Annotated in this window: 12 protein-coding genes and 1 tRNA gene; 11 read left to right on the top strand and 2 right to left on the bottom strand. The window is 68.5% G+C overall.

Going from position 1 to position 12,024, the window contains the following annotated elements:
* Positions 1-104: 104 nt before the first annotated feature.
* Complete coding sequence (locus tag AC1DP3_RS09085; RefSeq protein WP_477292832.1) at positions 105-1,388, bottom strand: helix-turn-helix domain-containing protein; 1,284 nt, start codon at positions 1,386-1,388, stop codon at positions 105-107.
* Complete coding sequence (locus AC1DP3_RS09080; protein WP_477292831.1) at positions 1,339-1,638, bottom strand: PucR family transcriptional regulator ligand-binding domain-containing protein; 300 nt, start codon at positions 1,636-1,638, stop codon at positions 1,339-1,341. The genes AC1DP3_RS09085 and AC1DP3_RS09080 overlap by 50 nt, the downstream gene beginning before the upstream one ends.
* A 104-nt stretch (positions 1,639-1,742) precedes the next feature.
* On the opposite strand from AC1DP3_RS09080, the gene gabT reads away from it, so the two are divergent.
* The 11 genes from gabT (at position 1,743) to rplA (ending at position 11,855) form a co-directional block, all read left to right on the top strand.
* Positions 1,743-3,101: a 4-aminobutyrate--2-oxoglutarate transaminase gene (gene gabT / locus AC1DP3_RS09075; protein WP_477292830.1), complete on the top strand. Its 1,359-nt coding sequence runs from the start codon at positions 1,743-1,745 to the stop codon at positions 3,099-3,101.
* Between the two features lie 75 nt (positions 3,102-3,176).
* Positions 3,177-4,535, top strand: a complete 1,359-nt coding sequence (locus AC1DP3_RS09070) for a flavin monoamine oxidase family protein (RefSeq protein WP_477292829.1) — start codon at positions 3,177-3,179, stop codon at positions 4,533-4,535.
* Positions 4,532-5,422, top strand: a complete 891-nt coding sequence (locus tag AC1DP3_RS09065; RefSeq protein WP_477292828.1) for a universal stress protein — start codon at positions 4,532-4,534, stop codon at positions 5,420-5,422. The genes AC1DP3_RS09070 and AC1DP3_RS09065 overlap by 4 nt, the downstream gene beginning before the upstream one ends.
* A complete protein-coding gene (locus tag AC1DP3_RS09060; protein ID WP_477292827.1) occupies positions 5,419-6,987 on the top strand; it encodes an APC family permease in 1,569 nt (522 codons plus the stop codon). Before AC1DP3_RS09065 ends, AC1DP3_RS09060 begins: the two co-directional genes overlap by 4 nt.
* 17 nt (positions 6,988-7,004) lie before the next feature.
* Complete coding sequence (locus AC1DP3_RS09055; protein ID WP_477292826.1) at positions 7,005-8,366, top strand: NAD-dependent succinate-semialdehyde dehydrogenase; 1,362 nt, start codon at positions 7,005-7,007, stop codon at positions 8,364-8,366.
* Positions 8,367-8,513: 147 nt separating this feature from the next.
* On the top strand, positions 8,514-8,963 hold the full coding sequence (locus AC1DP3_RS09050; protein ID WP_477292825.1) for a pyridoxamine 5'-phosphate oxidase family protein: 450 nt from the start codon (positions 8,514-8,516) through the stop codon (positions 8,961-8,963).
* Positions 8,964-9,123: 160 nt separating this feature from the next.
* Positions 9,124-9,196 (top strand) — tRNA-Trp (locus tag AC1DP3_RS09045).
* 45 nt (positions 9,197-9,241) lie between these two features.
* Complete coding sequence (gene secE, locus AC1DP3_RS09040; RefSeq protein ID WP_477292824.1) at positions 9,242-9,517, top strand: preprotein translocase subunit SecE; 276 nt, start codon at positions 9,242-9,244, stop codon at positions 9,515-9,517.
* Between the two features lie 64 nt (positions 9,518-9,581).
* On the top strand, positions 9,582-10,619 hold the full coding sequence (nusG, locus tag AC1DP3_RS09035) for a transcription termination/antitermination protein NusG (protein ID WP_477292823.1): 1,038 nt from the start codon (positions 9,582-9,584) through the stop codon (positions 10,617-10,619).
* Between the two features lie 100 nt (positions 10,620-10,719).
* The gene (rplK, locus tag AC1DP3_RS09030) at positions 10,720-11,151 is read left to right on the top strand and encodes a 50S ribosomal protein L11 (protein WP_477292822.1); all 432 of its coding nucleotides are present in this window, start codon (positions 10,720-10,722) and stop codon (positions 11,149-11,151) included.
* A gap of 14 nt (positions 11,152-11,165) precedes the next feature.
* Positions 11,166-11,855 carry a 50S ribosomal protein L1 gene (rplA, locus tag AC1DP3_RS09025; RefSeq protein ID WP_477292821.1) on the top strand — a complete coding sequence of 230 codons (690 nt, stop codon included), beginning with the start codon at positions 11,166-11,168 and terminating at the stop codon, positions 11,853-11,855.
* Positions 11,856-12,024: the final 169 nt, after the last annotated feature.

The following is a 12,024-nucleotide window of genomic DNA, read 5'->3' as shown; positions in this document are numbered from 1 at the left end:
GGGCGGTCCGCAGTGCCCAGCTGCGGGGATGGTGACCGACGCGCCGGGCCWGGCCCGGCGCGCCGGTCACAATATCCGCGGTCGAGTACGAACGCAGGCGGAGATCAGGCGCGGCCCGCCACCTGGAGGGCAGCCCAGAGGTCTGCGCGAGCGGCGAAGGACGCGAGGTCGGTCCCGAGCAGCCCCTGGGCCAGGCCGATCCGCGCGCGCACGGTGTGCCGGTGCACGCCGAGCTCCGTCGCGGCGGCGTCGATGCGGGCATCCTGTTCCAGCCACACCCGCACCGTCTCGACCAGCGCCGTCCCCTCGCTGGCATCGTGCTCGCGGAGGGGAGCGAGACGGGCGGCGGCAAGCGACCGGGCGGCGTCCGAATCGAGGGCCGACAGGACTCCGGATGCCGCGATCTCGCGGAAGCGGGTGAGCGGCGCCGCTCCCCGCCGCAGCGCGGTGGCGGCCTGGGCATGCCCGTCCCCGAAGTCCGAGTACGACACCGGCTCCGACACCCCGAGTCGAGCCTGGAAGCGGTCCGCGATCTCGTGGAGCACCTCCTCGTCGTGGCTCACGACCACGAGCTGGTCCTCGGCTCGACCGTAGAACACGCCGCCCTTCGTCTCGGAAGCACGCAGCGCGAGCCACTCCGCGACCGCCTCCGAACGCGCCGTCGCGGCGTCGGTCACTCCGATGAGCACCGGCGCGGAGGGGAAGCCGCCCCACAGGTCGCGGGAGATCCGCCGTGCCAGCGCGGGATCGCCGGTGAGGAGCGACTGCACCAGCCCGGTGCGCAGCACCGTGTGAGCCCGCGCCAGGGACTGGTGCTGCTCGAGGGCGAGACCTGCCATGGCGACGACGGAGGTGACCACCCCGCGGCCCTCCTGGTCGAGGTCACCGGCGGCGATCGCGATCACCCCTCGCAGGTGGCCGCCGCGGCCGAGCGTCTGCATGGTGAACGACGTGTCGTGGATCCGCAGTGACGACCCCGCCCGCGCTCCCCGGCGGAGGACCCCGCCGACCTCGGCGGTCAGTTCGTCCAGCATCCCGTCTCCGAGCCCCCGCGCAGGATGCTCGCGGCTGAGGGCGCCGACGGTGTCGAAGAGCCCGACCCAGGTGTCGAGCTGCCGGGAGAGCTCGGCGAGCGTCGCGCCGAGACCGTCGGGTCGAAGCGCGGCCAGCGCGATCGCACGCTGTGCCGAAAGCGCCCAGCTGCGCCGCGCGTACGCCTGGGCCGCGATCGCCTCGGCATTCGCGCGCGCAACGGCGATGAAGGGGGTGCGGTACGGAACCTCGAAGAGCGGCATCCGCTCGTTCCGGCACGCACCGGCAAGGGCCGGTGGGATGCCGTCACGCACCACTTCGGTGCCGAACCCCAGTCCGACGACACCGCGCGGCAAGCCGGTGCACGTAGCCGGCGAACACGGCGGGGTCGTCGCCGCTCTCGAGGAACTGCGTGCCGGTCGTCAGCAGGGCGAGACCCTCCGAGAGGAACGGGGTGGGATCGGCGAGATCCGAGCTGTGGACCCAGCGGACGAGCTGGTCGAGGGCTCCGGATTCGAGGGCCGACTCCTCGCCCTCCAGGTGCAGGTGGAGTTCGCGGCGGCGCAGCAGCGCGCGCAGCGTCGGCGCGTCGGAAGCGGCATCCATTGGCATCCCCTCAGCCGCACGATGTACCGGGTGTATAGGCGGCGCAACAGAATGTACACCGTGGAGAGTGCAGGCGTGCCTTCTCGCTTCGTACGCTCCTGACCATGACCGCCACCGAAACCGTCACCGCAACGCCGCTGGGTGGGCCGAGCCTGCCCCAGGAGCGCCGGCTCCTCACGTCGATCCCCGGACCCCGGTCCCAGGATCTGATGGCCCGCAAAGCAGCGGCCGTCGCAGCGGGGGTCGGGCACACGGTGCCCATCGAGACCGTCGCCGCCGGCGGGGGAGTCGTCGTCGATGCGGACGGCAATTCGCTCATCGACCTCGGGTCCGGCATCGCCGTGACCTCGCTCGGAAACGCGCACCCGCGCATCGTCGAGGCTGTGCAGGCGCAGGTCGCTCAGTTCACCCACACGTGCTTCATGGTCTCGCCCTACGAGTCGTACGTCGCCGTCGCCGAGGCGCTCAACCGGGTCACCCCCGGCGAGCACGCCAAGAAGAGCGCGCTGTTCAACTCCGGCGCCGAGGCCGTCGAGAACGCCATCAAGATCGCCCGCAAGCACACCAGGAAGCAGGCGGTCGTCGCGTTCGATCACGGCTACCACGGCCGCACCAACCTGACGATGGCGCTGACGGCGAAGGCCATGCCGTACAAGAGCGGGTTCGGCCCGTTCGCGTCAGAGGTCTACCGCGCCCCGATGTCGTACCCCTTCCGCGACGGGCTGACCGGTGCGGAAGCGGCGAAGAAGGCCATCTCGATCATCGAGAAGCAGGTCGGAGCCGACAACCTGGCCGCCGTCGTCATCGAGCCCATCCAGGGCGAGGGCGGATTCATCGTCCCCGCGGAGGGCTTCCTGCCGGCGCTGGTCGAGTGGTGCCGGGCGAACGACGTCGTGTTCATCGCGGACGAGATCCAGACCGGATTCGCCCGGACGGGCGCGATGTTCGCGAGCGAGCTGTTCGGCATCGTGCCGGACCTCATCACCACGGCCAAGGGCATCGCCGGCGGCCTTCCACTCGCTGCGGTGACGGGCCGCGCCGAGATCATGGATGCCGCGCACACCGGCGGCCTCGGCGGAACGTACGGCGGCAACCCGATCGCGTGCGCCGCGGCGCTCGCCGCCATCGAGGCCTTCGAGACCGAGGGCATGATCGAGCGCGCGAACGAGATCGGCGCACTCCTCACCGCCCGCCTCACCGACCTGCAGTCGGCCGATCCGCGGATCGGCGACGTGCGCGGCCACGGCGCGATGATCGCCGCAGAATTCGTCGACCCGACGACGGGCGAGCCCGACGCGGCCCTCACCGGTGCCGTCGCCAAGGCCTGCATCGCTCAGGGCGTGATCGTCCTGACCTGTGGCACCTACGGAAACGTGATCCGCTTCCTTCCGCCGCTCGCGATCCCGGACGCGCTGCTCCATGAGGGCATCGACGTCCTGGCGACCGCACTCGCTGCACACTGACCTCGCGGAGGACGGCCCGGCTGGGGGAGCCGGGTCTGTCCGACCGCGATCCTCCCCCTCGCAAAGGAGCAACACATGTCAGAGCTGACACGGGACGTCGTGGTCATCGGCGCGGGCGCCGCTGGACTCACGGCTGCCAACCAGCTGAGGAAGGCCGGCCTGTCGGTCGCAGTGCTCGAGGCGCGCGATCGCGTCGGAGGGCGACTGTGGACCGACGTCATCGACGGCGCGATGCTGGAGATCGGCGGGCAGTGGGTCTCACCCGATCAGGACGCCCTCATCGAGACGATCGAGGAACTCGGGCTGGAGACCTTCGATCGGTATCGCGAAGGAGACTCCGTGTACATCGGTCCCGACGGCGGAGTGGTGCGGTTCACGGGGGACGTCTTCCCGGTCGCCCCCGAGACCGAGCGGCTGATCACCGAGATCACCGACGAGATCGACGCGATGGTGGCAGAGATCGACCCGGACCGTCCCTGGGCGCACCCCAAGGCGGCCGAGTGGGACTCGATCTCGTGGGAGGCCTGGCTTCGCGCCAAGACCGACGACGATGAGGCCGTCCGCAACCTCGCGTTCCCCACCGGCTCCGCGATGCTCACCAAGCCCGTCCACGCCTTCTCGCTCCTGCAGTCGCTGCTCATGGCCGCCTCGGCCGGCAGCTACTCGCACCTCGTAGACGCCGACTTCATCCTCGACAAGCGCGTCGTCGGCGGGCTCCAGCAGGTGCCGCTCCTCCTCGCCGAGCGCCTCGGCGATGACGTCTTCCTCGGCCAGCCGGTGCGCACGCTCGAGTGGTCGGACGCCGGCGTCACCGTGACGACCGACGGTCTCACCGTGCACGCCCGGTACGCGATCCTCGCGCACGCGCCGATCCTCTACAGCCGGATCCAGTTCGTCCCCCCTCTTCCGCGCCGGCAGCATCAGATGCACCAGCACCTCTCGATGGGGTTCGTCATCAAGGTGCACGCCGTCTACGACCGCCCGTTCTGGCGCGAGCAGGGTCTCTCGGGCACCGCGTTCAGCCCGTATGAGCTGTCGCATGAGGCCTACGACAACACCAATCACGGCGACGAGCGGGGAACCCTCGTGGGCTTCGTATCGGACCGTCACGCCGACGACGTCTTCACCCTGACGGCCGATGAGCGCAAGGAGCGGATCCTCGAGTCGCTGTCGCACTACTACGGTCCCGAGGCGAAGAACCCGGTCGTGTACTACGAGAGCGACTGGGGGAGCGAGGAGTGGACGCGCGGTGCCTACGCCGCCAGCTTCGACCTCGGCGGCCTCCACCGCTACGGAGCCGACCTGCGCTCGGCGGTCGGCCCGATCCACTTCGCGTGCAGCGACATGGCGGGCGCCGGCTACCAGCACGTCGACGGCGCCATCCGCATGGGGCGCTTCGTCGCCGCCAACATCATCGAGGGGGCTCACGGATGAGCCGCCGCATCGTGGTCGGCTACACCGCGACCGATGCCGGTCAGGACGCCGTCGCGCTCGGCGCGCGCCTGGCTCTGGCATCCGGTGCCGCCCTCGATGTGGTCGTCGTGCTTCCGGCCGACGATCGCAGCGTCATCACGCCGCCGGACGCCGGGTACGACCGCTACCTGCAGCAGCAGGCCGAGACGTGGCTGGAGGAGGCATCCGAGAGGATTCCGGATGCTGTTCCCCACGCGACGCACGTCCGCTTCGGCGAGTCGTTCGCCGAGGGTCTGCTCGCCGCTGCCCGGGAGTTCGGCGCCTCGTACGTCGTCGTGGGCGCCGCCAACGGCGGCCTGCGCGGACGTCACCGGCTGGGCACCGTCGCGAGCGAGCTGCTGCACTCCGCCGACGTGCCGGTCGTCCTCGCGCCCGAAGGCTCCCGCGCAGTGGATCCGACCACCGGCATCACCCGGCTCACGGCTGCCATCGGCACGCGCCCGGGCTCAGAGGCGCTCCTCGACGCCGCCACCTGGCTCAGCACGCAGACCGGTGCGGAGCTGCGACTCCTGTCGCTCGTCTCGGTCGACCTCCCGGCATCCGTCGACACCGGAGTCATCCGCGTGGCGGGCGCCGCTCACGCGGGCGACGTTCTGACCCGCGCTCGCGAGGCCCTCTCCGGCGTCGTCGACGCCGAAGTCGTCGTCGCACGCGGTGAGAGCATCGAAGACGCGGTCCAGACGATCGGCTGGGAGCCGGGAGAGCTGGCCATCGTCGGCTCGAGCCGCCTCGCCCAGCCTCGCCGTCTCTTCCTCGGCTCGACCGCAGCGAAGATCCTGCACGAGCTCCCCGTTCCCATGGTCGTCGTCCCGAGGACCATCCACATCCAGGAAGGAGAGCAGCGATGACCATTCCCGAAGCCACGCCGCTCGCACCGCCCGTCAGCGAAGAAGCCGGCGGCATCACCAAGAAGGGCCTGAGCGCCGGAACGGTCGGCCTCATCGGCGCGGTCGTCATCGGCATCTCGTGCATCGCACCCGCCTACACGTTCACCGCGGCTGTCGGCCCGACGGCATCCGTGGTCGGCGCGCAGATCCCCGCGATCATCCTCGTCGGCTTCATCCCGATGCTCCTGGTCGCCTTCGGCTACCGCGAGCTCAACCGGCGCATGCCCGACTCGGGAACCTCGTTCACGTGGGCGGCCCGCGCCTTCGGGCCGTGGGTGGGCTGGCTCGCCGGCTGGGGGCTCGTCGCCGCGACGATCCTCGTGCTCTCGAATCTCGCCGGAGTCGCCGTCGACTTCCTGTTCCTCCTCATCGCCCAGATCACGGGCAACGACGCGATCGCAGACCTCGCGTCGGTGACGTGGATCAACATCGGGGTCTGCCTGCTGTTCATGCTCGGCGCCACGCTCGTGTCGTACCGCGACATGCAGACGACGCAGAAGCTGCAGTACTTCCTGGTCGGCTTCCAGGTGATCGTGCTGGTCGTCTTCGCCGGTGCCGCGATCTTCCAGGCCGTCAACGGCAACGGGTTCGACTACATGCCGTTCGACATCGGCTGGTTCAACCCGTTCGCGGTCTCTTCGTTCAGCGCCTTCGCGGCGGGCCTGTCGCTCTCGATCTTCATCTTCTGGGGCTGGGATGTCACCCTCACCATGAACGAGGAGACGAAGGACCCGGAGAAGACCCCCGGTCGTGCGGCGACGATCACGGTCGTCACCGTCGTCACCCTCTACCTCCTCCTCGCCGTCGCGATGCTGATGTTCGCCGGCATCGGAACCGAGGGGCTGGGCCTGGGCAATGAGGACATCCAGGAGAACGTCTTCTTCCACCTGAGCGGCCCGATCCTCGGCCCGCTCGCGTTCCTCGTCTCGCTCGCGGTGCTGACGAGCTCCGCCTCGTCGCTGCAGTCGACCTTCGTCGGGCCCGCCCGGACGCTTCTCGCCATGGGGCACTACGGCGCGCTGCCGAAGTCCTACGCCAAGATCAGCCCGCGCTTCTTCACCCCGAGCCACGCGACGATCGTGTCGTCGATCGTCGCATCGGCGTTCTACGTCGTGATGCGCATCGTGAGCGAAGACACGCTGTGGGACACCATCCTGACCCTCGGCATGATGATCTGCTTCTACTACGGCATCACGGCGTTCGCGTGCGTGTGGTACTTCCGCAAGCAGTGGTTCGACTCGACGCGCAACCTCTTCTTCACGTTCCTGTTCCCGCTGATCGGCGGCGTGATCCTCGCGGTGCTGTTCTTCACGACGCTCATCGACTCGATGGATCCGGCCTACGGCAGCGGGTCGCAGATCGGCGGCGTCGGCATCGTGTTCATCCTGGGGATGCTCATCATCGGACTCGGTGTGGTCATCATGATCTGGCAGGCGATCACGCGTCCGGCGTTCTTCCGTGGCGAGACGCTCTCGCTGGATGCCCCGGCGAGCGCCCGCCGAGCCCGCCAGTCTGCTTCTCAGTAAGGAATCGGAGACAACACATGAGCGAATACGCGGTCGTCAATCCGGCGACGGGTGAGACCCTCGCCACCTACCCCACGATCACGGACGACGCGCTCGACAGCGCGATCGAGACAGCGGATGCCGCCTTCCGGACGTGGCGCGATCTTCCCGTCGCCGAGCGTGCGGCAGGGCTTCGCCGGGTCGCCGACCTGCACCGGGAACGGMGGGACGAGCTCGCCGCCATCGCCGTGCGCGAGGTCGGCAAGCCCCTCGTCGCCGCACTCGGTGAGGTCGACTTCGCCGCCGACATCACCGAGTACTACGCGGACAACGCCGAGAAGATCACGGGCGATCAGCCGCTCGAGATCCAGGGCGAGGGAACGGCCGTCATCCGCCGGTCTCCCCTTGGGGTGCTGCTGGGCATCATGCCCTGGAACTTCCCGTACTACCAGGTCGCCCGCTTCGCGGCCCCGAACATCGTCGTCGGCAACACGATCCTGCTCAAGCACGCTCCGCAGTGCCCCGAGTCCGCGGCCGCGATCGAGAGGATCTACGCGGATGCCGGCCTCGGCGACGGGATCTACACGAACGTCTACGCGACGAACGAGCAGGCGGCGACGATCATCGCCGACCGCCGGGTACAGGGCGTGTCGGTCACCGGGTCCGAGCGAGCGGGAGCGGCGGTCGCCGAGCTCGCCGGGCGCAACCTCAAGAAGGTCGCGCTCGAGCTCGGCGGGTCCGACCCGTTCATCCTGCTCTCGACCGACGACCTCGACGCGACGGTGCAGGCGGCGGTCGACGCGCGACTGGACAACACAGGGCAGTCGTGCAACGCGGCCAAGCGCTTCATCGTGACAGACGACCTGTACGACGCCTTCCTCGAGAAGTTCACCGCGGCCATGGCCGGCTCGAAGGTGGGCGACCCGTTCGCGGAGGACACCGTGCTCGGCCCGCTGTCGTCCCTCACGGCCGCCGAGCGACTGGCGGAGCAGGTCGACAAGGCGGTGGCGCAGGGTGCGACGCTCGTCACGGGCGGCACGCGCGACGGCGCCTTCTACGATGCGACGGTCCTCGCCGATGTCACGCGGGACATGGATGCCTACCGCGAGGAGTTCTTCGGACCGGTGGGGGTCGTCTACCGCGTCTCCGGTGAGGACGAGGCGATCGCTCTCGCGAACGACACCAGCTTCGGGCTCGGGTCCTACGTGTTCACGACCGATGAGGAGCAGGCGGCCCGCGTGGCAGACAGGATCGACGCCGGCATGGTCTACGTCAACCTCGTCCTCGCCGACGAGCCGGGACTGCCGTTCGGCGGCGTGAAGCGCTCCGGCACCGCACGAGAGATGGGCCTGCTCGCTGCGGACGAGTTCGTCAACAAGAAGCTCATCCGGATCGGTTGAGCGGGGGCTCACCCGGAACCCTTCGGCGAGCGTCTCCCGTCCCCGGCGGGAACCTGCGGACCGCGCATCGTCGTGGGCGCCGGCGCGAGCGACGGCCGCTTCTCGCGCCCCCTGTCGCGCGCCGGTGCGCCGCGACAGGATGGACTCATGGAAGACGATGACACCCGCCCCGCCGACCCTCTCGCTGTGCTCACGGAGGATGAATCGTGGGCCCGGCTCACGTCGCAGGAGCTCGGTCGTCTCGTGACTCGCGTCGGGGACCTGATCGACGTCTTTCCGGTGAACTACATCGTGGACAGCGGGACGATCCTCTTCCGCACCGCCGAGGGCAGCAAGCTCGTCGAGCTCACCGTTCACGACGAGGTCCTCTTCGAGGTGGACGACCACACCGACAGCGACGCGTGGAGCGTGGTGGTGCGGGGCCACGCCCGCCGGCTGGCGACGAGCGACGAGGTGGCCGAGGCCGACCGCCTGCCGCTGCGCCCGTGGGTGCCCACTCTCAAGTACAACTATGTGCGCATCGAGCCGACCAGCCTGAGCGGCAGGGCTTTCCACCGCGGGCCAGAGCCTGAGCGCTACGGGATCTCGGACTATTGATGCACGGATGCCGTCCMGGTTCGCGGCCTCCGCGGGCATGCCGTAGACTGGATCATGCAGTAGAAGTCTGCAATCTTTTGCCGTGCCCGGGTTCCGGGCAAAGCCTCTGAAGACAGGACACGGCAGACGAACGCGGGCATCCCGAGGCCTCAGGGTCTCTAGGGCGGTAGCTCAATTGGCAGAGCAGCGGTCTCCAAAACCGCAGGTTGCAGGTTCGATTCCTGTCCGCCCTGCGCGTCAGCGGAAGCTGGCACACGGAAGGTAGTCAGGTGGGTTCGATGGTTCAAGACGAGCCGAAGGGCGAGGTTGTCGCCAAGAGCGACGTCGCAGCACCTCGCGAGAAGAAGCTGGGCTTCTTCGCGCGCATTGCGCTCTTCATCCGTCAGGTCTTCGCGGAGCTCCGCAAGGTCGTCACTCCGACGCGCCAGGAGCTCGTGAAGTTCACGGGTGTCGTGCTGGGCTTCGTCGTCGTGATGATGGCGCTCGTCTACGGGCTCGACCTGCTGTTCGTCTGGCTGACGACCATCGTCTTCGGCGTCCCAGCGGGCGTGTAGCACCCACCTGTGTCGCGACGCGGGTGCCGGCGGACGCCGGACCCACGAAACGGAAGTGAACGAAGTGTCTGAAAGATATGTGGACGACGCCGACTGGGCGACCGCAGCAGAGCAGTCCTCTGAGGACGACGAGGCCCAAGAGGGCAACGTGCTGGCTGCCGAAGAGCACTCGGTCGAGGCGGCCGAGCACCTCGCGCTGCACGTCGTGGACGACGCCGACGAAGAGGACCTCTCCGACGTGGAAGACATCGACATCGACGACCCCGAAGCGGATGCCATCGTGAACGACGCACTGAACCTGGACGAAGCGGCCGAGACGGAGGCCGCCGCCGAGGTGCTCAACGACTCCATCGCCGAAGAGGTGGCCGAGCGGGCCGCAGCCGAGGCCGACGACGTCGAGCCCTACGACGGTCCCGATGTCAACGGCGACCCCGACGAGCCCGTCTTCGAGGACGGATTCGTCGGCGAGGACGAGGACGAGGATCCCTACGAGGCGTTCCGCGCCGAGCTCCGCGCGCTTCCGGGCAAGTGGTATGTGATCCACTCGTACGCCGGCTTCGAGCGCAAGGTGAAGGCCAACATCGAGCAGCGCAAGTCGACGCTCGAGGTCGAAGAGGAGATCTACCAGATCGAGGTCCCCATGGAGGACGTCGTCGAGATCAAGAACGGGCAGCGCAAGATGGTCACGCGCGTCCGGATCCCCGGCTACGTGCTCGTCCGCATGGAGCTCACCGAAGACACCTGGTCGGTCGTGCGCCACACGCCCGGTGTCACCGGCTTCGTGGGCAACGCCCACAACCCGACCCCGCTTCGCTTCGAAGAGGCGTTCAACATGCTGAAGAGCCTCGTCGAGATCAAGGAGACCGTTCCCGCCAAGGCCGGAGCGGCCAAGAAGGGCCAGACGGCAGCCTCGCGCGTCCTCCCCGCCGAGATCGACTTCGAGGTCGGCGAGACGATCACGATCAAGGAGGGCTCGTTCGCGGGTCTTCCCGGCACGATCAGCGAGATCAAGCCCGAGAGCGGCAAGCTCACGGTCCTCGTCTCGCTCTTCGAGCGCGAGACCCCGGTCGAGCTCAGCTTCGACCAGGTCACGAAACTTTAAGACTTCCCGGGGCTCGTCCCCGGGGGAACCGCGGTCCGGAGATGCCGGGCGCGCGGGAGAACGGGTGCGACAGCATCCGCTCGAATGAAAGGAAAGAACAATGGCACCTAAGAAGAGGGTGACCGGCCTGATCAAGCTCCAGATCAAGGCCGGCGCAGCCAACCCCGCACCGCCGATCGGGCCCGCGCTGGGTCAGCACGGTGTGAACATCATGGAGTTCTGCAAGGCGTACAACGCTGCCACCGAGGCACAGCGCGGCAACGTCATCCCCGTGGAGATCACCGTCTACGAGGACCGCAGCTTCACCTTCATCCTGAAGACCCCGCCGGCCGCTGAGCTGATCAAGAAGGCTGCGGGCGTTCAGAAGGGCTCCAAGACGCCGCACACGGTCAAGGTCGCGAAGCTGACCAAGGCGCAGGTGCGCGAGATCGCCGAGACGAAGCAGCCCGACCTGAACGCGAATGACATCGAGGCTGCCTCGAAGATCATCGCCGGCACCGCCCGTTCCATGGGCATCACGGTCGAGGACTGAGGGAGATAGAGACAATGGCTACCAAGTCCAAGGCCTACCAGGCCGCCGCCGCGAAGATCGCGGCTGACAAGTTCTACACGCCCACCGAGGCCGTCGCCCTGGCGAAGGAGACCGGTTCGGCGAAGTTCGACTCGACCGTCGAGGTCGCGCTCAAGCTCGCCGTCGACCCGCGCAAGGCGGACCAGATGGTCCGCGGCACGGTCATCCTGCCCCACGGCACCGGCAAGACCGCCCGCGTTATCGTCTTCGCGACGGGTCCGGCCGCTGAGGCCGCGATCGCCGCAGGCGCCGACGAGGTCGGTGGCGCCGAGCTCATCGAGAAGGTCGCCGCAGGCTGGACCGCGTTCGACGCGGCCGTCTCGACGCCCGAGCTCATGGGCCAGGTCGGCCGTCTCGGAAAGGTGCTCGGCCCCCGCGGCCTCATGCCCAACCCGAAGACCGGCACCGTGACCCCCAACGCGGCGAAGGCCGTCGAGGAGATCAAGGGCGGAAAGATCGAGTTCCGCGTCGACAAGCACGCCAACGTGCACTTCGTCGTCGGCAAGGCCTCGTTCTCGGCCGACCAGCTCAACGAGAACTTCAACGCCGCGCTCGAAGAGATCGTGCGTCTGAAGCCGTCGAGCTCCAAGGGCCGCTATATCCAGAAGGGTGCCGTGTCGACCACGTTCGGCCCCGGCATCCCGCTGGACGTGAACATCTTCTGATCCACGGATCATCAGGAGGGGCTCCGCCGTGAGGCGGGGCCCTTTCTGCATGACCACGCGAACTCGGGCGTCGCACTTCGTAACGCGATGAGGGAACACGGCAGATCCCCGATTAGCGTGGAGACTTCGCTCGCGCGCCACAGCAGCCGCAGCAGCACCCGAAACAGCA

Source organism: Microbacterium sp. P5_B6 (genome assembly GCF_056400345.1).
This window is presented reverse-complemented; position numbering and strand designations above follow the sequence as displayed.

Excerpts from the sequence above, each read along its gene's own strand:
- rplK (WP_477292822.1), top strand. The coding sequence starts at position 10,720 with ATGGCACCTAAGAAGAGGGTGACCGGCCTGATCAAGCTCCAGATCAAG.
- AC1DP3_RS09080 (WP_477292831.1), bottom strand. The coding sequence starts at position 1,638 with ATGGATGCCGCTTCCGACGCGCCGACGCTGCGCGCGCTGCTGCGCCGC.
- rplA (WP_477292821.1), top strand. The coding sequence starts at position 11,166 with ATGGCTACCAAGTCCAAGGCCTACCAGGCCGCCGCCGCGAAGATCGCG.
- AC1DP3_RS09050 (WP_477292825.1), top strand. The coding sequence starts at position 8,514 with ATGGAAGACGATGACACCCGCCCCGCCGACCCTCTCGCTGTGCTCACG.
- AC1DP3_RS09065 (WP_477292828.1), top strand. The coding sequence starts at position 4,532 with ATGAGCCGCCGCATCGTGGTCGGCTACACCGCGACCGATGCCGGTCAG.
- AC1DP3_RS09070 (WP_477292829.1), top strand. The coding sequence starts at position 3,177 with ATGTCAGAGCTGACACGGGACGTCGTGGTCATCGGCGCGGGCGCCGCT.
- AC1DP3_RS09060 (WP_477292827.1), top strand. The coding sequence starts at position 5,419 with ATGACCATTCCCGAAGCCACGCCGCTCGCACCGCCCGTCAGCGAAGAA.
- gabT (WP_477292830.1), top strand. The coding sequence starts at position 1,743 with ATGACCGCCACCGAAACCGTCACCGCAACGCCGCTGGGTGGGCCGAGC.
- secE (WP_477292824.1), top strand. The coding sequence starts at position 9,242 with ATGGTTCAAGACGAGCCGAAGGGCGAGGTTGTCGCCAAGAGCGACGTC.